Origin of the sequence: Microseira wollei NIES-4236 (assembly GCF_020521235.1) — a bacterium.
In the GTDB taxonomy this organism is placed as follows: Bacteria; Cyanobacteriota; Cyanobacteriia; order Cyanobacteriales; family Aerosakkonemataceae; genus Microseira; species Microseira wollei.
This window is the reverse complement of sequence record NZ_BLAY01000025.1, coordinates 21590-42196: the sequence shown is the minus strand read 5'-3', so window position 1 is coordinate 42196 and position 20607 is coordinate 21590. Positions and strand designations below refer to the sequence as shown.

Genomic DNA, 20607 nt, shown 5'->3' with positions numbered 1-20607 from the left:
GTGGCAAGATCAAAGAAGTATTCAGCATTTCTTTTGTCCATGACTGCCATTATCCCCTCCCTGCCAAGTCAATACGATCCTTTTGCTACTGAAGCGAAGTGGCAAAAGTTTTGGGAAGAACGTCAATTCTTTCAGGCTGACCCCTCGCAGGAGGGCGAACCCTATTGTCTCATGATTCCGCCGCCTAATGTGACGGGTAGTTTGCACATGGGACATGCTTTGGGACAAACTATCATGGATATCCTTGTCCGCTACCACCGGATGAAGGGACGCAATACTTTATGGTTACCTGGAACTGACCATGCCAGTATTGCGGTACACGTGATCTTGGAACAACAATTGCAAAAAGAGGGCAAAACTCGCTATGACTTGGGGCGGGAGAAGTTCCTAGAACGTGCTTGGCAGTGGAAGGAAAATTCTGGGGGATCTATTGTAAACCAGATCCGGCGTTTGGGCTTATCGGTGGATTGGTCGCGGGAACGCTTTACGATGGATGAGGGTTTGTCTAAGGCGGTGGTGGAAGCTTTTGTCAAGCTGTATGAGGCAGGGCTGATTTATCGTGGAAATTATTTGGTGAATTGGTGTCCGGCAACTCAGTCTGCAGTGTCGGATCTGGAGGTGGATAACAAGGAATTTGATGGGTATTTATGGCACTTCCGCTATCCTTTGACTGATAATTCCGGTTTTTTGGAGGTAGCGACGACTCGTCCTGAGACAATGTTGGGCGATACAGGGGTGGCGGTGAATCCGAATGATGACCGCTATCAGCATTTGATTGGCAAGACTGTAATGCTGCCAATTATGCATCGGGAAATTCCGATTATTGCTGATGAATTGGTTGACCCAAGTTTTGGGACGGGGTGCGTCAAGGTGACGCCAGCACACGATCCTAATGATTTTGAGATCGGAAATCGGCACGGTTTGCCGATGATTAATATTATGAATAAGGACGCCACGCTGAATGAACATGCGGGGCCGTTCCAAGGTCAAGACCGTTTTTTAGCACGGAAAAATGTGGTCAAGCGGTTGGATGATGATGGCTTTTTGGTGAAGGTTGAGGACTATAAGCATACTGTGCCTTATAGCGATCGCGGTAAGGTCCCGGTTGAACCTCTCCTCTCGACTCAGTGGTTTGTCAAGATTACCCCCCTGGGTCAGAAGGCTTTAAAATGCCTCGATGAGGAAAATTCCCCCCAGTTTGTCCCCCACCGCTGGACTAAGGTTTACCGCGATTGGTTGGTGAAGTTAAAGGATTGGTGCATCTCCCGGCAACTTTGGTGGGGTCATCAAATTCCCGCCTGGTACGCCGTCAGCGAAACGAAGGGCGAAATTACCGACTCGACGCCGTTTATCGTGGCACACACTGAAGCTGAAGCCAAAGAAAAAGCAAAAGCACAATTTGGGGAAAATGTCAAGTTAATTCAAGACCCAGATGTGCTGGATACTTGGTTTTCTTCGGGGTTATGGCCTTTTTCTACTTTGGGTTGGCCTGAAAAAACAACGGATTTAGAATTTTACTACCCGACTACGACTCTGGTGACTGGGTTTGACATCATCTTTTTCTGGGTCGCCCGGATGACGATGATGGCAGGATACTTTACGGATAAAATGCCGTTCCAGGATGTTTATATCCACGGGTTGGTGCTGGATGAAAATGGCGAAAAGATGTCTAAAACTAAAGGTAATGGCATCGATCCGCTGTTGATGATTGATAAATACGGTACGGATGCGCTGCGGTATACTCTGGTGAAGGAAGTCGCTGGCGCGGGACAAGATATCCGGTTTCAATATGACCGGGAAAAGGATGAGTCGCCGACGGTTCAGGCGTCGCGCAATTTCACGAATAAGCTGTGGAATGCGTCCCGGTTTGTGATGATGAATTTGGGCGGACAAACACCTCAGCATTTGGGTTCTCCCCCCTTGCCAAGGGGGGACCAATCCCCCCTTAATCCCCCCTTCGCAAGGGGGGACTCTGGGGGGATCTCCGAGTTGGAGTTGTGCGATCGCTGGATTCTCTCGCGCTATCATCAAGTGGTGCAGCAAACTTGTAACTACATCGAAAATTACGGTTTGGGCGAAGCTGCGAAGGGTCTTTACGAATTTATCTGGGGCGACTTCTGCGACTGGTACATCGAATTAGTCAAATCCCGCTTGCAGAAGGATGCTTTTGCTACATCTAGAAAGGTAGCCCAGCAAACTCTCGCCTACGTGCTGGAAGGGATTTTGAAGTTACTCCATCCCTTCATGCCTCACATTACGGAGGAAATTTGGCACACTCTGACTCAAACCGGGGAGGATCAAACCTTGGCAAGGCAATCTTATCCCGCAGCAGATACAGATCTAATTAGTCCAGAATTAGAGGCACAATTTGAACTGCTGTTTGGTACAATCCGAACAATTCGCAATTTACGCGCTGAAGCGGATATTAAACCAGGGGTGAAAGTAGCGGCAATCTTGCAAAGCGAAAGCGACAAGGAACGCCAAATTTTATCGGCAGGTCAGTCTTATATTCAAGACTTAGCCAAGGTTGATAATCTCACCATAACCTCAGCATTAGAAACTGAAATAGATCAAACTATTGCTGGCGTGGTGGGTACGGTGCAAGTGCTAATTCCCCTCGCCGGGGTCATCGACGTGGCAGAGTACCGCGCTAAACTTCAGAAGAAGCTGACTAAACTGGAAGGGGAAATTAAAGCTCTGTCAGGGCGTCTTAACAATCAGGCTTTTGTGGAAAACGCCAAACCTGAAGTAGTGCAAGGAGCGCGAGATAATTTGGCTGAGGTGGAAAAACAAGCAGAAATATTGCGATCTCGCCTCAACCAACTCGGCTAAAATCCGTCGGGTGGGCAACCCCCACCCGCTCAAAAACTATTTAACGATTTGTCTATACGTAAGCAGTATGGTATGTTAACTTCTTTGTTAAATAAAAACTAAAGTGTGAAAAAAGGAGCAATATTGTGGCGGTTTTAAATAATGCTCAAGAAGAGCAACTCAGGGAAATAGGAACGCATCTCCAAAAATTACGACAACAGCAGTCTATATCTATAGAACAAGTAGCGGCTAAAACATGTATTCGATTAAGGATGTTAAAAGCTATAGAAGAAGGTAAATTAGATGATTTACCGGAGCCAATTTATATTCAAGGATTTATCCGTCGCTATGGTGATTTTTTAGGACTGGATGGGAATGCTTTAGCGAAAACATTTTCTACCGATTACCCACCTGTAGAATTTGATGCCCAAGCAATATTAGGAAATTCTACAGCTAAAAAAGCAGAGCTTGAAATTTATGAGCCTAATATTATTGAAGATCCGTCAGAACCACCAGAAATCGATACCCATGCTGCACCACCCCCCGCCAAAACCATCCCTCCCTATTTGGCCTACATCATATTAGGGGTAGCCGCCCTTGTTTCACTTGTTTATGCATTCAATAAACCGCGCACGCCAGAATCTGCTGCTCAAAAACAGCAACCCGTCTCTCAACCCGTCTCTGCGTCACCAGTAACATCTAGCCCAAATCCAATCGAATCCACAAGAATTTCCAAAAGTCCCACAGTTAGTCCCACGGAACTGGCAATTCAACCGAGTCCCACAGTTAGTCCCACGGAACTGGCAATTCAACCGAGTCCCACAGATACACCCGCGATTAACACTTCGGGGGGTTTACCGATTCAAGTGACTCTAAATATTCAAGATGAATCCTGGGTGAGAGTAACCGCAGATGGCAAAACTTTATTTGAGGGCATCTTACAAAAGGGAATGCAGCAAAGCTTTTCAGCTGAAAAACAGTTGACTATAAGATCGGGTAATGCGGGTGCTGTATTGGTTTCTGTTAATCAAAAGGAAGCGCAACCTTTAGGAAAACTTGGAGCTGTCAAGCAAGTAACCTTCACTCCAGAGCAATAAACATAAGAAACCCGGTTTCGCAGAAGTTACCGGGTTTTTCAAACACCAAAAAGTATCTTGACAAAAATATTGTTTTATAGTAAATATCTTCATCGCTGCCAGCCGCAGCAGCAGCATTAGCCAAAAAATACAACCATTTAAACTGACTATGTTGATCCCAGAGGGTCAAGCAGTGATATCCTAAGCGCTGTTCCCGTTGTCTTTGTTGGTAAGCCAGTAAACTGTTGTAATAAAAGTTACTGATGATTAAACTCAAGGCAGCGCTCGGTAGGATCGGTCTGTAAACTGTCGCCGGAAAGCCATCGAACCTCTTGTGACAGATTCACCCTCGGCATAATTTGAATAAAATTGTCCAGGGCTAGCCCAAAAAATCCCTCGATATGTTTGCGGTCTAGCCATTTGGGGGAATTATATGTTTGCATCGGTAGGTTGGCATTGGTAGGCTCGACTTGCTGCGGGAGTTGGGGCGTGGCGTATGGCTATTGCACGCCGTCGTTGCTCAGATCCCAGCTTCTCGGTACTCGCATCGCGCGGTGGGAGCAACTCAAATTCTGCCTATTTTACCGATCTGCCTTGAACCGACAAGGATATTATCAATTGATGTCAGATAGTAACAAATAAACCAATGCTACATTTGGCCCAAGTACAAAAGCAGGAACCTTCCGGTGAACCGCAGCTACGATTACTGGCTCGCCAAGACTTTGAAACTGCTTGGGTCGTCATAGCTGAAACCCCTGTAATTCCGTCGTCAGAGGCAGGTGATTGGAATGATGGCATGTTGGTGTTGGTGGATCTTTCTCCAACGCAGCAGGTTTTGAGCGTTAAAGATGCTACAAAATGGGTAGTCTCCCTGGTGAGCGACTACCTTAGCAGTGGAGTCACCCCGGCGTTTTTAGCCCAGGAAAAGGAACGGATTGAACAAGGGCTACAATCGGTTACCCTGGAAAAGCAGGAGCTAGCCCGCAAAACTCTAGAACTCGAAGCCCGTCGGGAAGAAATTCAACGCTTACTAGAGCAGCGCGATCAGGACCATAAGGAAGAATAGGGCCCAGGTGCAGATGGGCCCAGGTGCAGGTGGGCAGACGTGCAGGTGGGCCCAGGTGCTCCAGGCACACAGAGAAATTTGAATCTATATTCCCCTGGAGCTCCCCATCTCCCCATCTCCCCATCTCCCCATCTCCCCATCTCCCCATCTCCCCTGCTCACCTGCTCACCCGCTCACCTTGTGCCTGGTAACGCTAATCTGGGGGATGAGTTGGCCGCGTCAGGATCTTCTTCTAGCAGCAGTTCGCGGATCAAGCGCGCGATCGCTCGTTGTGCTAACCCACTAGCCACTTGCTGACCAAATTGTTGCGTTTCCGGCTTCACCAACAATTTTGGTATCAAAGGTAACACTGTCATAGGGTCAAAGCCGGGAGTTTCTTGCAAAATTTCCCATATGCGCTTGATATGCTCCCAAGTAGGCGGCGTGTCGGTTGCTACAGGTGCTTCGTTGACTGTGGCTAAACCCAGCCGTTCGCTAAACCGATACTTCAGGTTCTCGAAAGCATTGCGCGTTAGGGAGTCTACGCTGTTGACAATTTCATTTACCAGGCGCTGGCGAATAAAGTCTCCCCGTTCGGAAAACAGAAACTCGCTCGCCTGATCCAGCACTTTATTCAAATCGTAGTCTTGAGAGTTACGGGCATTCCGCAACAAGTTTTCCAAGCGATTCCAGCGGAACTGCCCTTCTTTAAACAGCAGATCCTGCAAAGATGCTCGCAATTGGGGCGCGGGATCGGTCAACAAGCGCTTGGAAATATAAGGATAAGCTTTGCTGAGGACTTTAAATTCCGGATCGACATGAATTGCAATTCCCTCTAACGTCACCAAGGAGCGAATAATTAAAGCGTAGTAGGCAGGCACTCGGAAGGGATATTCGTACATCAAAGCCGATAGCTGATCCGTAATGCTCTTAAAGTTCAATTCGGCGACGCTCGCGCCCAGGGCATCGTTAAATACGGCGGCAAATGCTGGGATAATCGGCGTCAGGTCAACATCGGGGGTCAAAAACTCCAGCTTGACGTAATCTTTCGCCAATCCTTCAAAATCCCGGTTGACTAGGTGGACGACGGCTTCGATCAAGCCATACCGCTGATAAGGCTTGACTTCGCTCATCATGCCAAAGTCGAGATACACTAATTTGCCATCCGGACTGGCTAGCAGGTTACCTGGATGGGGATCGGCGTGGAAAAAGCCGTGTTCCAGCAACTGGCGTAACGAACACTGCACCCCCACTTCAATCAGATAGCGGGCGTCGATTCCTTGCGCCTCTATCGCCTCTGGGTTGGTTAATTTAGTCCCGGTGACCCACTCCATTGTCAAGACGCGCCGCCTGGTGTATTGCCAGTAAATTTTGGGAACGTAGATATCCTTGAGCGAGCCGTAGAGTAGCTCAAACCGCTCTGCGTTCTTGCCTTCGTGGATGTAGTCCATCTCTTCAAAGATGCGGCTGCCAAATTCATCCAGAATGGCAACCAGGTCGCTTTTTAACCGCCCTTTAAACGTTTTTTGGGCCCAGGCTGCTAACCGACGGGCAATATACAAATCTAGAGTAATTTTTTGCGCTAAATCGGGGCGTTGTACTTTTACAGCTACGGTTTCGCCGGTTTTGAGCAAGCCTTTGTAAACTTGTCCCAAAGAAGCGGCGGCTAAAGGTTCGGGTGATAGTTCGGCGTAGATTTCATCCGGTGTTGCGCCTAGTTCTTCTTCAATAAACTGGTAGGCGACTTCGTTGGGAAACGGCGGTAGGGCGTCTTGCAGGCGCGTTAACTCTTCTAAATACAAGGGCGGTACCAAGTCCGGGCGCGTGGAAAGCGCTTGTCCTACCTTGATGTACGCAGGTCCCAGGTTAGTTAGGAGTTCGCGCAATTGTACCGCGCGTCGCTGCTCATTTTTTGCCAAGCGACCCCGACGGCGATCGCTCCAAAGGCTGATGCCAAATTTGACAAATGGCAACAATATGGCTAAAAATCTACCCCATACCTGTAGCGGACGGTTGCGGTAATATTGGGCGATCGCTTCTTTTGCGTAAGCGACAAACTCGCCCGCTTCAGAGCGCGCCAGTTCCGGCGCGGAGTCTTCACTCACCGCTATCTTCGGTGCATAAACTGCTGCATCCTCCACGGCGACTGAGGTTGCAGCGTTGATCGAATCAGGCGTTTTTACATACATGGTAAAACCTCACTCTAACGTGGAAACCACCATCTTTTAAGTGGTGGATGAACGTGACAGGGCATTTTTAAATGCCGCCCCTTTCGGGTTAGAGGGGTATGGTTGCCCCTCTGTGGGGATGGTTGTCCCCAAAACACCCATTTCTGGGGTGAAGTTAGCCGAACCCTAGCGCGTTCCGCAACGCTTTCGCCAAGGTTATCGGTCGGTACTATCCTGATAGCACTGTCTTGCCCCGAGTAAAACTGTTTAACTATCAGGTTCTAGAGGAGGCAGCGCCGCCAGAGGGGGAAACCCCCATGAGCGACTGCCGTCAGGGAACTGGCGGCAGCATCCCCTGATAGGAATTTAAACGCTTACCGATAACTTCGTTTCCCCGTTAATGGGACTATGGCTGGTCAGCACCTTCCCTTACCCAAAGATTTGAGCCATGATGCCCCGCCTATGGGAGAGCGGGTTGCTGACGGTAAAACTGAGTCGGGGTGACTATGTTAATAATTGTAACAATGATGAATTGAACGACTGCACCGTAACAGAGCGCATTCTGGCTTGAGTAGGTGGCGAACGGGTAAACACACACTAAACTTAGGGTGGTAGCCCCCCTTGACCGGCGCCAGGGAAGCCCGTTGATGGGCTATGATTTGTAACCCTTACCAGTTGCGACTGGGATCGCAGGGTAATGCATCTTTCCTCAAGGCGAATTTGACTCCATGTTACTCGGACTGCGGATCGAAAACTTTGCCCTGATCGACCACCTAGAGTTGACATTTGGATTGGGTCTAAATGTTTTAACTGGCGAAACGGGCGCGGGCAAGTCTATTATTCTCGATGCGATCGATGCTGCTTTGGGAGGCAAAGTTAGCAGTAGATTGATTCGCGCGGGTTCCCCACGGGCTGTAGTGGAAGCAACTTTTCGGCTTTCACCGGAATTGGCGGCTTGGCTGGCTTGCTGTGAAATTGACTTAATTGATGAAAGTGAATTAGTCTGTTGTCGGGAATTGGCGGTGCGTCAAGGCACGCTCCGCAGTCGCTCGCGGATCAATGGGGTTTTGGTGACCAGACAAATCGTGGAACGGCTGCGAGATCGCTTGGTGGAAATTACCGCCCAAGGTCAATCTGTCTTGTTGGGACAGCCTGCAACTCAGCGCGACTGGCTCGACAACTTTGGCGGGGAGGAGTTGCTCTTACAGCGGCGGCAAGTATTCGCGGCTTATCAAGCTTGTCAACAGGCGCTTTCTACCCTGGAACAGCGGCGCATCGGGGAACGCCAGCGGCTGCAACAAATCGATTTACTCGAATTTCAAGTGCGGGAACTGAGCGGGGCCTGTTTGACCGATCCCGATGAGTTAGAGATGCTTCAACAAGAACGCTCTCGCCTCTCCCACGTGGTGGAACTGCAACAGCAAAGCTATAAAGTTTATCAGACGCTTTATCAAAACGATGGGGACGCCGACGCCGCCGCCGACCTTTTAGGTCATGGGGAAGCGCTCTTAAGCGACATGGTAGCCTACGACGCTAGCCTGCAACCGCTCCTGGATATGGTAAGTACGGCTTTGGCTCAGATAGAGGAAGCAGGACGGCAGATAAACGCTTACGGAGAGAGTTTAGAGGCAGATCAAGAGCGCTTGGAAACCGTAGAGCAGCGCGTCCAGGAATTAAAGCAGATTTGTCGTAAATATGGCCCGACTCTATCGGATGCGATCGCCTACATTCAGCGCATCCAAGCGGAATTGGCAGAACTCCAAGATAACGAGCAGTCGATCGAAGTTCTAGAGCAGATTTACACTGAACGACATCAAGTTTTGTTACAAGTTTGCGAAAAGTTAACGCAGTTAAGAAAAGCTGCTGCGGCTCAATTAGAAGCTCGTTTGGTGGAAGCTCTCAAGCCTTTGGCGATGGAAAAAGTTCAGTTTAAAGTCGATATTGCTCCCATCGCACCTAGTGCTTCTGGTGGGGATCGCATAACATTTTTATTTACCCCCAATCCAGGTGAACCGTTAAAACCATTAACGGAAACCGCATCGGGGGGTGAAATGAGTAGATTTTTACTCGCGATTAAGTCGTGTTTCTCTCACGTAGACGAGGTGGGAACGCTAATCTTTGATGAGATCGATGTCGGGGTTTCCGGTCGAGTCGCCGCCGCCATCGCTGAAAAACTCCACCAACTCAGTTACCACCATCAAGTTCTATGCGTCACTCACCAACCATTGATTGCTGCTATGGCTGACTGTCATTTCCGCGTCGATAAACAAGCGATCGCCACCGAGTTAGTTGCAACTGACACCGAACAACCAATCCCTGACCCATCGGTTCGCACCGTTGTCCGCGTGTCTGCCTTAGAGGATATTCTGACACGCCGTCAGGAATTGGCACAACTCGCTGGGGGACAGTATGCCGCCGAAGCGATCGCCTGGGCCCAGTCGCTTTTGACACAAGCAGCTTCCCGGCGTCAACCCTTTCAAACTGAAGCAACCAATGGTAAAAATTTAAACAATAGTTAATAATTTTACCCTAATGGAGTTTTAAAGTGTTTTTTCCAACCTTTTGCGATCGCCTACTGCGGACAACTTTAAAAATTGGTAGGCATAATTACATAACTTTCAGCTTAAAATGCCAGAATATTAAATTAAGGCATTTCGTAGTTTCTGCTACAGCATTTTTCCCATGCTCAACCATAACTAACAGAGTAAGCACAGGAGTCGTCATGAATTTGCCCACCGAGTTCGCTCAATCGGTAAATTAAACTTTTTGTCTTTTTCCAAATAGCCAAAATTATTGTGTAACGGCAACAGCTATGACTGCTTCATCCTCGCATCGAACCACTGTAGCAACGACTGCCACGGTAATTGATGATACCCCAAAAGAAACCAAAGATCGCCTCCTGCATCAAAGTTCTAACGCAGGCGGAGCATTAGTAACAACGCCGAAAGGGACGTTCTCCGCGTTTCTGGCTCCCTTAACCCAAGATAGTTTCAAAAGGGTAGTCACCGACGTTGAACAAAGGCTCCAGGTGGTCAATCAAACCCTGTCGATGCTGCTAGGACCATCAGGGTTTGATAACATCCTCCACGAAATGTTAAGCGCCATTACCCTAAAAACAAGGGAATTACTAGGTGCAGACCGCTCGACAATCTTCATATTGGATGAAGAAAAAAATCAACTTTGGTCAATTGTAGCAGAAGGGGAAGACGGTCAACCGTTAGAACTGAGAATTCCCGCAGACAAAGGCATTGCAGGGGAGGTAGCAACTTACAAAAAAGTCGTCAATATTCCCTACGATTTCTACGATGACCCGCGCTCGACTTTTGCTCAGAAAAAAGACCAAGAAACCGGCTACCGCACCTACACGATGCTGGTGTTGCCGTTGTTAAACCAAGAGGGAGATTTAGTCGCAGTCGTTCAATTACTCAATAAGTTAAAATTCCCCAACGACGATCCGGCATCGCCCTTAGCAGAAAGGATCGACCTGGCAGGTTTTACCGAAGAAGACCAAAGAGTTTTTGAAGAATTTGCTCCTTCGATTCGCCTGATTTTAGAAAGTTCCCGCGCCTTTTACATGGCGACGCAAAGGCAACGAGCAGCAGACGCACTAATTAATGCAACCGAGTCGCTCAGTAAGTGCGGTTTGGACTTAGAAGAAACCCTCAAACGGGTGATGGATGAAGCCAAAAAACTGATGAATGCAGACCGCAGTACGCTGTGGTTGTTAGATGAAGAACGCAACGATTTGTGGACGAAAATTCCCCAAGCAGATGGCTCGTTAAAAGAAATGCGCGTTCCCGTCGGCGTCGGTTTTGCAGGCAAAGTCGCCCAAACAAGTCAGACGCTCAATATTGGATTTGACCTGTACCTTCATCCAGATTCGGCTAATTCTAAAAAATTCGATAAATCGACGGGATATCGCACTTGCAGCTTGCTTTGTATGCCGGTTTTTAATTCAGATGGTACGTTAATAGGCGTGACGCAATTGGTGAATAAGAAAAAGCAAGGCGACCATCCGAATTATGACCCGAATGATTGGCCTAATGCACCAGAATGTTGGCGGGCGAGTTTTAATCAAACCGATGAAGCTTTCATGGAAGCTTTTAATATTCAAGCAGGGGTAGCGCTGCAAAATGCCAAGTTGTTTGAAAGAGTCAAGCAACAAGAACAAATGCAGCGCGATATTCTTCGCAGCTTGACTAATGGGGTAATTTCCACCGATAAAGCTGGCAATATAATCGCCGCCAACGAAAGTGCCAAAAAATTGCTGGGAATTGCCGAATGCGATCGCATCGAAGGTAAGTCGGTGCGGGAAATCATCAAAATCAAAGAAGGTGACTTTGACAAATGGTTCGGCAGCGCTTTAGCAGCAGAGGAAGAAAGAGCACGCCAGCAGTATTACCCAGATCGCACTTTAATTTCTACCGGAGTGGAAGAACATAGCATTAACTTGTCGATCAACACGATGGCGGATGTCACCGACCCCTGTAAGGTGAGTGGCGCCTTGGTGGTGATGGATGACATCAGCGACGAAAAACGCCTCAAGAGTACGATGTACCGCTACATGACCCAGGAATTGGCAGAACAGTTGCTCTCTAGCGGCGATGCTAAACTGGGAGGCGATCGCAAAGAAGTAACGGTTTTATTCTCAGATATTCGCAGCTACACCACCTTAACCGAAAGTATGCAAGCCGAAGAAGTGGTGCAAATGCTCAACGAATATTTTGAATCGATGGTCGATGCTGTATTCAAGCACAAAGGGACTCTCGATAAATACATCGGCGACGCCATCATGGCAGTGTTTGGTTCGCCATTACCCTTGGAAGATCATGCCTGGTGCGCGGTACAAACTGCCATCGAAATGCGCCATCGACTGGCAGAATTTAACCAGCGCCGTCGAGAAGCCAAAAAGCAAGAAATAAAGATCGGTATTGGCATTAACTCCGATATCGTGATCAGCGGTAATATTGGCTCCAGCAAACGCATGGAATTCACCGCGATTGGCGACGGCGTTAACCTTGGATCTCGCTTGGAAGGTGCTAGCAAACAATACGGCTGCGATATTGTAATTAGCGAAAGTACTTTCCACCCCTGCGCGGAGAGAATTTGGTACAGAGAACTCGACCAAATTCGCGTCAAAGGCAAAACCCAACCCGTGAAAATCTACGAACTCGTGGGGTTGCAATCCGAACCTTTGGAGGAAAAGAAGCAACAGATTATTGAACTTTACCATCGAGGACGCGAGTATTACCTGAATCGCAAGTTTACCCGCGCGATGGGCGAGTTTGGCACGATTCTGGAAGATATTGCTCAAGACAAAGCCGCATCTTTGTATCTAGAACGCTGTCAGCAGTATCTCAAAAATCCCCCACCCGATGATTGGGATGGCGTTTACTCTTTGACCGAGAAGTAAAGAATGGCTACTGAATCCCGGTTTCCCATGAGTTATCGGGATTCTATAATTGCTAATTGCTAATTGTTAATTGCTAATTGTTAATTGATAGATCTGCCAGTCTTCTCTGCGAACGACCGTGGGAAGTAGAGAAGATTGCACCCAGTGAATAAATAATAATAATTAACTTAAGGTGCTAGTTATCTCAAAAGCTCGGCTAATGGAGCGAGCGGGAAAAATGCTATATTAGCAATTAGCAATTACCAATTAGCAATTAGCAATTAGCAATTAGCAATTAGCTCTTAGTACCCAACTTAACCAACATTGCTAAAAAGGCTTTAAAGTCAGTAATCGGCTTGGCATATAATCCATCTGCTTTGGATATTTCCAGGAGTTTTTGCTGTTCGTTTGCCAGGGCGTAGGCTGTGACTAAAACAATCGGAATATCTGCTGTTTCCGGTTGATTTTTAAGCAATTGCGATAGCTCTGTTCCGCTAACAAATTCACCTTGCCACGCGGCTCCTGGCAAATTAACATCCATCATCACTACGTCTATTGTTCCAGATTGGCAATACCGAAAAACTTCAGTTGGCTCATCTGTAATATAGACTTGATGACCGCCAATCCGTTGAATCAAGCAAGCTGTAGACTCGGCTAGGATAATATCGTCTTCCACCAGCAGAATGTTCAAATTCCACCTCTTTTTAGGCAGTTAGTTCGCCTTCCACATCAGGTAGCGTGAATGTTACCGTCGTTCCCTCGTTTTTGCCAGGACTTTTGAGATAAATCTGACCTCCCATCAGTTCAACTAAGCGTTTACAAATAGCTAGACCCAGACCTGTGCCGCCGTAATGTCGTTTGATTGAGCTATCTTCTTGAACAAAAGGCTCAAATAAAGATTCTGGTTCGCTGGTAGTAATGCCGATGCCGGTATCGGTTACTGAAATTTCAACTATCGCTTCCCTTGCTCGTTTGAGCGAGCTGACTCGAACTTCACCTGTTTGGGTAAACTTAAAGGCGTTAGAAAGTAGGTTGATGAGAACCTGTCTGAGTTTATCTTTGTCAGCTAAGACGCGGTCGCATTCACACTCAATAACCAGTTTAATTCCCCGACGCTGGCTTTCCAAACCGAATAGGTTTCGCTGCTCTTCCAACAACGGCATCAGACTGACTGGTTCTAAATCAACCGTCATGCGACCTGCTTCTATTTTGGCAATGTCTAAGACATCGTTGATGATATTGACTAAATTGTTAGCCGATTGATGGGCAAGTTGAATGTATTTTTTTAACTGCTCCTCGTTATCGTAGTAACCTTCCTTTAGCAGTTGCAGAAAGTTTAGCACAGCAGTCAGGGGCGTCCGCAATTCGTGGCTGGTCGTGGCGATAAAATTTGATTTCAGTCGGCTCGCTTCTTCTGCCGCAGCGCGAGCGGCATTGAGTTCCAAGTTGTGCTTTTGTGCTTGGTAAAGGCGATTTTGCATCATCGCCATTGCTAGGTGAATTCCCAGGGACTGAACTAAATCGATGTCTTCGCGAGTCCATTTCGGGGGTTGGTTCTTTCTTTGCTCTCGCCAGAGTTGGAAAGATTTGCGGGGTAGCTGTTGCCGTTCATCCTTCTCCCAATAACCCCCCCAGTTAATTTCGGTATCAATTGCATCGCGGAAAATAGTTAGGCAACCGATAGATTCTTGACTGTACTGGAGAGGCATGACGAGCAATCCCCGAATGCGGGTGCGTCCGAAAATCCAAGTAACAGATTTAAGTTCTTCTTCTTGGTAGAGGTCGGTAATAACTTGCAGACCCTTGTGATTCCCTGTTTGACCCGGTTGATTTTTCCCTGCCATCAATTGTTGCCAGAAAGGAGTTTCTTCCAGCAAGCTGGGTTGGTCGCCGTTTAAGATAGTGGCAGTTTGAGCGCCGCAGGTATAGAGGACGGGTGCAGTGCTTTCCCTTGGCATCAGGTATAATCTGCCACCGGAACCTTGAACCGCTCTGACAATTCTTTCCAGTCCGAGTTGCAGGATTTCTTCCATGTTGCGCGGCGAGTGCAGCAGACTGGAAATTTGATTAATCATCGCTTCCCGACGCACTTGTTCGCGGGTTTGAGCGAGCAGTTCGGATTGGGCGATCGCGATCGATAATTGATCTGCAACCAATTGAACCACTGCCAGTGCTTCCTCTGAAAAAGCTTGCGGTTGAGAATGGTGGGATGCCAGCAAACCCCAAAGATTGTTTTGGTAGAGAATTGGCACCACCAAAGAAGACTGCACCCCCATTGCGGTTAAATATTCTACATGGCAGGGGTCTACCGGACGCTTGAGGATATCAGCAATCGGTTGGCGATAAACTTCTCCAATTGTCAAGTCTCCCGTCGTAATTGGATCTTCCAGGCGGCTGAGGGTGATTTGCTGCGCTGCTACATCCACAATCGAGCGCTGTCCCGCTTTAATCAACATTTCCCGTGAACCAGGGGGAATATCGCCTGCGGGAAAGTTCAAATCCAACAAACTCGGTAGGCGATTCTGATAAACAGACTCGGCAATTACTTGCCCGCTACCATCCGGATGAAAGCGATAAACTTTGACTCGGTCTGTCTGTAAGAATGAGCGGGTTTCTGCCACCGTTGCCGATAAAATTTCCTTTAACTCTAGGGATTGGCGGATGCGATTGACGATCCGATGCAACAACCCGCCATAGTCTAAAGTCGTCCCTGGATTCTTAGATATGTCAGCGTTACTCATTTGTATTTTTTTTGTCAAGTAAATTTTTATCTCTCTAAGTTAACTGTATCATGAATAACTTTTAACTTTTAATGTCAAACTTTATTAAATTTGACAGTCAGCTCGAAGGAGTAAAAACGGAACTGGCTTTTCTGGGCATGGCATTGTTAACAAATACAGGACGGACGCACGCGGGGGCAGAAACCCGGTTTTTTCGTAGATGGGAATTTTTCGTAAAAACCGGGTTGATTTGCGTAAGTCCTAAAATACAGTGACGCGATCGCTACTCGTGTGTTATAAATATAAAGTCCTCCTGCGTTGCGGGATTTTGGGACAAATCCAGAGGTGAAACCGGGTGGGATCTTGGAGCGGGTTCTAGAGAAGCAAAAATCTGTGTACTTAGTTAACCGCGCACTTTACCCCGGAAAAATAGAATTTGACTACTTGCCAGAAAATACTCAGGGTGTAATTTGTCAACCAATAGATACGGGAAAGCTATACAGCAAAGCCTTGTTCTGGTTTATAGGAATATAAAAATATGATTATAAATGCTAGATTCAACTTGACTCGATATTTAGATATCGCGGTCGGAGGTATCATTACTGTAGGATTGGCGAGCGCAGTTCTTAACTATAACGTCATATCGAATCACGATGGATTTTGGCATCTGACCTGGGGGTATTACTGGAATCAGCAAATCCTTGATGGATGGATTTATCCCAAATGGTTTGAAGAAGCATTTGGTGGACTAGGAACGCCAACATTTGTGTTTTATCCACCGCTCTTCAGATTGCTCAGTCTTCCCTTTGCCATTTTGCACCTATCACCAAGCCAACAAATTAAAGGTGCTATCGTTATTGTCTTAATTTTAAATGCTATTGGAGTCATAAAATTATCTAGACTGCTCTTTGGCAAAAACTCTTTATCCAGTTATATATCAATAATTTTAGGGATATTAAACCCTTATTTAATAATTGATATATTCAAACGCGGGGCTTTTCCTGAAACTGTTGCCATAGCTTTAATACCTTGGCTAACTATCGGCATTTATCTAGGTATAATAAATTTCAATAACAGACAATTATTACTGCTAACGTTAGGGTTTGCTGCTTTATTTTTATCCCATCTTCCTTCCTCGCTGATTTTCGTATCATCTTATGTGCTATCTGTCAGCATTCTAATCGCCTTGGGTCAAATTAAGTGGCAACGAGCTTTGACCTCTTTGTTTTCGCCGCTGTGTTTAGCCATAGCTCTGGATGCTTTTTTTGTTTTGCCCGTTCTTTTTGATACCCATCTGATAATTAGTGATAAGTTCTTTATAAATGGCATCTTAAATTTTCGGTTCAGCCTGGTGCAACTAGACTGGGAAAAGAGTCTTTCAAGAACATTTTTTCTAAATTTAGCAATTCTGATTATTGCTGTCTTATTTACAAGATATTGGCGTTCAAAAGAACCCAAGCACATTTTGGCAACTCAACAAATAATAATGGTGGCATTTGCCATTTTTATGATGACAGATGCGTCCCTATTTATCTATGAAAATATCTCCATGTTTAAGAAAATCCAGTTTCCCTGGAGATTCTTAATGCTTACGTCTTGTCTGACACCATATATTTTTACCTACACCATTGAATTTGTCAGAGAGAAGTTCTCAATAGCTAGGAAGCAATTTGGTCTAATTGTTATTTGCGTCGCGGTTTTGTACCTGACATACAAAAGTGCCAATCTTTATCTGATTGACTTTAAGAATACAAATCTAAAAGCAATCGACTATCTGGTCACCAACAGAGCAGCAATTCCGGCTGAAGTTTTACAGCAGATTAAAAATAGCAAATTGGGAGATTACCACTACTTCGAGTTAGGTCAGAGAATTTTTCTCTACCTTGACCGTGACTTGCAGTTTTTCCAAGCTGATGTAATGGATTACTTACCGAGTGCATTACAAACGAAGAATTGGCTTCCTCCTCGGAAATTCGCTCCCAGAATACCACCAAGGCGCTATCAACAGGTTGAGTTCCCAGAGGGAAAAGGTAAATTTTCGATTAAAGACTGGCATCCTGGTCAACGCCAGCTGAAGATCGATGCTGTTACACCAGTATTGGTGAACATCGGAACGTTGTATTATCCAGGTTGGGGAATTCAAATTACCCCTCCTCCAACCAACCAGAGTCAAGAGACACTGCTGCGGGCTGCTGAAGATGGGCGTATGCAGTTAAAATTATCACCAGGAACTTATGACATCAGGATTTGGTATAGAGGTACAGTTGTAGAACGGATAGGCACCCTAATTAGTTCGGTGACCTTGGTGCTGCTACTGAGCTTTTATCTGTGGTTGTTTAGAAAAGACTTGTCCAAAAAGAAGCTGGAAACTTAATACTCTATTCCCTAGTTAACTCAAGTTGCTAGTTATCTCTCGAAGAGCGGCTAATGGCTAATGGCTAATGGTTCATATCATGTCCGTTTGATTACCCATAATTAGGACTGACGCTCGCTCCGCGGGGACACTCTGACGCTCTGAGTTTTAATTATAGGTGAAAAGCCTGACATCATATCAATCAGTAAAAATCCAAGATTAGCAATTAGCAATTAGCAATTAGCAATTAGCAACGCCGTTAACTAGCAACTTGCCTTAGTTAGTAGGTGCGGGTAGTTGATTCAAACTTCTACCATTTGGGAGTTGACAGATTCATCTTCCTGCCAGTTGTAACTGGTATAGTCAATAGAGAGAAGGTGAGCAATCGCATTATCAATTACCTCTACCCCTTGTTCTAAAGTTTCGATAACGCTGAGTTTTCCCCGCAAATCTGCCGCACCGATAAAACCTTTGGCATACCAAGTCATGTGCTTGCGCGCCTGACGGATACCCCGTTCTCCCTTATATTCGTACAAAGCTTGCAAGTGTTCTTTCGCGCATTCCAACCTCTGTACTGGCGTGGGTGGTTGTTTTTGGATTCCTGTCTTCAAAAAGTAGTCAATTTCGCCTACTAAGAAGGGATAACCCAGAGTTCCGCGCGAACACATTACCCCATCAGCGCCTGTTTCTTCTAAGCATTTTACAGCAGCCTCAACCGAAAAAATATCCCCATTAGCGATAACTGGAATGGAAAGAATTTCCTTAACGCGGCGAATCCATTCCCATTTCGCAGAGCCATTATAACCTTGGGCGCGGGTACGACCGTGGACGGTAATCATTTGCGCGCCTGCATCTTCCATTCGCTTAGCAAATTCTAGGATATTAATTTCCTTATCCGACCAACCGATGCGAGTTTTAACCGTTACCGGCACATTTACAGCTTTCGTGACTTCTCGTACAATTGCTTGGGCGACTTCTGGTTGACGCAATAAGGAAGAACCGCCGCCGTTTTTAGTAATTTTATTCACGGGGCAACCCATATTAATATCAACCGTATCCGCACCTTCTTCTACCGCTTTTACCGCTGCTTCTGCGAGAAAATCGGGGCGACAGTCGAATAGCTGGATACTAATCGGTCGTTCGTTCGGGTCCACCTCCATAATTTTGGGCAACTGTTTGACATAGTGCAACCCGGTCGCGTTGACCATTTCGGTATACATCATCGAGTCGGGTGCGTAGCGGCGCACCAGACGACGGAATACCAAATCCGTCACCCCAGATAGGGGAGATTGTAGCACCCGGCTTTTGACTGCAAAACCGCCAATCCTAAGCGGAGTCATTAGTCTGGTTTGGAGGGTGGGAGATAGGGTTACCATAGCAACGTCGAAACAGTTTAGCTTTCTTTATTTTAGGCGGGATTCGGCGCAGCGGAACGCCCGCAGCGCGAATCGCTTTACACAAGCGACAGGGAAGCTAGAAAATCGGCGGATTTGGTTTAACTTGTGATTTGAGGTTATGCCTAAACTTATTATTAAATAGGCTTAACTAGATTTGTGGGTTAAGAAAATGGTGAAACTAAATATTATTTCCTTAGTTGCGATCGCTTTGGCTGCAACTTCTTCCTTTAGTTTAGCTCAAGACATTCCGATTCCCGTTCCTCCACCCCAGCGTCGTCCGCAACCTTCCACTCCACTTCAGCAGCAAAGATTGCAGGTTGAACAGATACAATCCGAAGCCGAAGCTGAGATTGAAAAACTGCTGACATCCGAGCAACAAACCCAATATCGACAAGCGCGACGCTCTGGAAATAATATCTTGGATAGTTTGGATACAATTGAAAGTCTTTCCGACAATCAAAAAACAAAAATTAATCGGATCGTGCGAACAGCTAGCGAAAGGATTCTCAACTTAACAAGAAGGCGAGAATCCCGTTAAGGAGGCAGGAGGCAGGAGGCAGATGTCTCCTGCCTATCTTTTGGAGTTAATCAGCGCCTCAAAGCAATTTTAGAGTCAGATCGAAAGCTGAAGATGATTGTCTGAATATTTCAAGTTCAGCAGCAATGCCAAAATGGTCGGAGGGATACAGAAAGGGGTCATTGGCAGCGGGGGAGGTGAGAATGAGTTGGCAATAGCGCACCCGCAAGTGCTGGTTGATAAATATGTAGTCCAAGGTACCGCGCCAAGGTCGCCATGTGCGGTGAACCCAGGAATTGACTAGGTATTTGACTAACTGGCGCTTTTTTTAAGGGTGTGGGACAGGTATAATCTGGTTCGCGACCGTGGTAGGCGGCGTAAGCTGAGGTAAATCGTTCCTGCATCAGCGCGATCGCAGGTGTTTCGGGCATTCCGTTAAAATCCCCTACAGCCACTATTGGCATATCAGGTGGTAACTTACCCAACCAGTCTAGGAGCAACTGCACTTGCTTTACCCGTTCGGGATTGGCACCTGGATACCAGTAATAATGCCCGTTACAAAATACTAATGGCTGACCCTCCACTTCAACCTGCACGTATTGCGCTACCCGTCCCTGACTTTCCAAGTCAAGAGTATCTTGTTCTGTGAAGCGATAACGGCTGAGAATTGCCGCTCCATAATCTCCTACTTTGTAAGGTACTAGCTGCACGTAAGGCATATTCAGCTGCTGAGCCAACCAAGCGCTATTGTCTTCTGGAAGCTTGACTTCCTGTAGTCCGATTAAATCTGCCTGTTGAGCTGCCAAACCCTCCACCAAGAGTTCCCGTCGCTGCGCCCATGTTTCCATTTCAAACAGAATGTTGATCGTAATGACTTTGACCACAGCATTCTTCTCCTTGATTGTTGTTCCATAAGTGTCTAACTAATCCGTCCCGAACTTACAATCGCCGGACTTATGCGTTATTTAATGCCCAGATTGTGCTGGGGTTACTTAAGCGATCGCAACTTTAATCGCTGGTAAAACCAGAAGATATTTCTATCAACAATTAGCCATGAGCAATTAGCTATTTTAAAATGCATAATCTAGCAACTTGGGCGCTATAATAAAATATATCACCGCTCAATTG

15 protein-coding genes and 1 pseudogene are annotated in these 20607 nt (G+C 46.6%); 10 read left to right on the top strand and 6 right to left on the bottom strand.

From position 1 onward, the window contains the following. The first annotated feature begins 39 nt into the window (after positions 1 to 39). Together MiSe_RS10350 and MiSe_RS10345 are read left to right on the top strand one after the other, a co-directional pair. Positions 40 to 2832 (top strand): valine--tRNA ligase, encoded by a 2793-nt coding sequence (locus MiSe_RS10350; RefSeq protein WP_226578432.1) that lies wholly within the window; start codon positions 40 to 42, stop codon positions 2830 to 2832. A gap of 125 nt (positions 2833 to 2957) precedes the next feature. Continuing rightward, positions 2958 to 3908, top strand: a complete 951-nt coding sequence (locus MiSe_RS10345) for a helix-turn-helix domain-containing protein (RefSeq protein ID WP_226578430.1) — start codon at positions 2958 to 2960, stop codon at positions 3906 to 3908. Here the strand turns inward: MiSe_RS10345 and MiSe_RS10340 are convergent. After that, positions 3892 to 4164 (bottom strand): hypothetical protein, encoded by a 273-nt coding sequence (locus MiSe_RS10340; RefSeq protein WP_226578428.1) that lies wholly within the window; start codon positions 4162 to 4164, stop codon positions 3892 to 3894. The two genes, MiSe_RS10345 and MiSe_RS10340, sit on opposite strands and share 17 nt — an antisense overlap. Before the next feature lie 369 nt (positions 4165 to 4533). Here MiSe_RS10340 and MiSe_RS10335 point away from each other — a divergent pair, with 369 nt between their 5' ends. Next, the gene (locus MiSe_RS10335; protein WP_226578426.1) at positions 4534 to 4953 is read left to right on the top strand and encodes an HmpF-related protein; all 420 of its coding nucleotides are present in this window, start codon (positions 4534 to 4536) and stop codon (positions 4951 to 4953) included. Between the two features lie 173 nt (positions 4954 to 5126). Here MiSe_RS10335 and MiSe_RS10330 read toward each other — a convergent pair whose 3' ends face one another. Further along, positions 5127 to 7121 carry an ABC1 kinase family protein gene (locus MiSe_RS10330; RefSeq protein ID WP_226578424.1) on the bottom strand — a complete coding sequence of 665 codons (1995 nt, stop codon included), beginning with the start codon at positions 7119 to 7121 and terminating at the stop codon, positions 5127 to 5129. Positions 7122 to 7164: 43 nt separating this feature from the next. On the opposite strand from MiSe_RS10330, the gene MiSe_RS50855 reads away from it, so the two are divergent. The 4 genes from MiSe_RS50855 (at position 7165) to MiSe_RS10320 (ending at position 12513) form a co-directional block, all read left to right on the top strand. After that, a complete protein-coding gene (locus tag MiSe_RS50855; RefSeq protein ID WP_264196432.1) occupies positions 7165 to 7290 on the top strand; it encodes a hypothetical protein in 126 nt (41 codons plus the stop codon). Between the two features lie 258 nt (positions 7291 to 7548). Next, positions 7549 to 7671, top strand: coding sequence for a hypothetical protein (locus MiSe_RS50850; RefSeq protein WP_264196431.1), 123 nt, complete (start codon positions 7549 to 7551; stop codon positions 7669 to 7671). Between the two features lie 157 nt (positions 7672 to 7828). Further along, positions 7829 to 9619 carry a DNA repair protein RecN gene (gene recN, locus MiSe_RS10325; protein ID WP_226578422.1) on the top strand — a complete coding sequence of 597 codons (1791 nt, stop codon included), beginning with the start codon at positions 7829 to 7831 and terminating at the stop codon, positions 9617 to 9619. Positions 9620 to 9912: 293 nt separating this feature from the next. Further along, positions 9913 to 12513 (top strand): adenylate/guanylate cyclase domain-containing protein, encoded by a 2601-nt coding sequence (locus tag MiSe_RS10320; RefSeq protein ID WP_226578420.1) that lies wholly within the window; start codon positions 9913 to 9915, stop codon positions 12511 to 12513. A 274-nt stretch (positions 12514 to 12787) separates the two neighbouring features. On the opposite strand, the gene MiSe_RS10315 is transcribed toward MiSe_RS10320, so the two are convergent. Further along, on the bottom strand, positions 12788 to 13183 hold the full coding sequence (locus MiSe_RS10315) for a response regulator (RefSeq protein ID WP_226578418.1): 396 nt from the start codon (positions 13181 to 13183) through the stop codon (positions 12788 to 12790). 13 nt (positions 13184 to 13196) lie between these two features. Next, positions 13197 to 15233, bottom strand: a complete 2037-nt coding sequence (locus MiSe_RS10310) for a GAF domain-containing protein (protein ID WP_226578416.1) — start codon at positions 15231 to 15233, stop codon at positions 13197 to 13199. A gap of 244 nt (positions 15234 to 15477) precedes the next feature. Between MiSe_RS10310 and MiSe_RS10305 the strand changes: the two are divergent. Next, positions 15478 to 15695, top strand: a pseudogene (locus MiSe_RS10305) (cofactor assembly of complex C subunit B); the annotation flags it as partial. A 55-nt stretch (positions 15696 to 15750) separates the two neighbouring features. Next, positions 15751 to 17586, top strand: coding sequence for a putative glycosyltransferase family protein (locus MiSe_RS10300; protein ID WP_226578414.1), 1836 nt, complete (start codon positions 15751 to 15753; stop codon positions 17584 to 17586). A gap of 281 nt (positions 17587 to 17867) precedes the next feature. Here MiSe_RS10300 and dusB read toward each other — a convergent pair whose 3' ends face one another. After that, positions 17868 to 18941 carry a tRNA dihydrouridine synthase DusB gene (dusB, locus tag MiSe_RS10295; protein ID WP_226578412.1) on the bottom strand — a complete coding sequence of 358 codons (1074 nt, stop codon included), beginning with the start codon at positions 18939 to 18941 and terminating at the stop codon, positions 17868 to 17870. A gap of 190 nt (positions 18942 to 19131) precedes the next feature. Here dusB and MiSe_RS10290 point away from each other — a divergent pair, with 190 nt between their 5' ends. Continuing rightward, complete coding sequence (locus MiSe_RS10290; RefSeq protein WP_226578410.1) at positions 19132 to 19500, top strand: hypothetical protein; 369 nt, start codon at positions 19132 to 19134, stop codon at positions 19498 to 19500. Between the two features lie 158 nt (positions 19501 to 19658). On the opposite strand, the gene MiSe_RS10285 is transcribed toward MiSe_RS10290, so the two are convergent. Then, positions 19659 to 20363, bottom strand: coding sequence for an endonuclease/exonuclease/phosphatase family protein (locus MiSe_RS10285; protein WP_226578408.1), 705 nt, complete (start codon positions 20361 to 20363; stop codon positions 19659 to 19661). Positions 20364 to 20607: the final 244 nt, after the last annotated feature.

Coding starts and splice junctions, on each gene's coding strand:
- recN (WP_226578422.1), top strand. CDS start 7,829: ATGTTACTCGGACTGCGGATCGAAAACTTTGCCCTGATCGACCACCTA.
- MiSe_RS10330 (WP_226578424.1), bottom strand. CDS start 7,121: ATGTATGTAAAAACGCCTGATTCGATCAACGCTGCAACCTCAGTCGCC.
- MiSe_RS10310 (WP_226578416.1), bottom strand. CDS start 15,233: ATGAGTAACGCTGACATATCTAAGAATCCAGGGACGACTTTAGACTAT.
- MiSe_RS50850 (WP_264196431.1), top strand. CDS start 7,549: ATGATGCCCCGCCTATGGGAGAGCGGGTTGCTGACGGTAAAACTGAGT.
- dusB (WP_226578412.1), bottom strand. CDS start 18,941: ATGGTAACCCTATCTCCCACCCTCCAAACCAGACTAATGACTCCGCTT.
- MiSe_RS10300 (WP_226578414.1), top strand. CDS start 15,751: ATGATTATAAATGCTAGATTCAACTTGACTCGATATTTAGATATCGCG.
- MiSe_RS10290 (WP_226578410.1), top strand. CDS start 19,132: ATGGTGAAACTAAATATTATTTCCTTAGTTGCGATCGCTTTGGCTGCA.
- MiSe_RS10350 (WP_226578432.1), top strand. CDS start 40: ATGACTGCCATTATCCCCTCCCTGCCAAGTCAATACGATCCTTTTGCT.
- MiSe_RS10320 (WP_226578420.1), top strand. CDS start 9,913: ATGACTGCTTCATCCTCGCATCGAACCACTGTAGCAACGACTGCCACG.
- MiSe_RS10335 (WP_226578426.1), top strand. CDS start 4,534: ATGCTACATTTGGCCCAAGTACAAAAGCAGGAACCTTCCGGTGAACCG.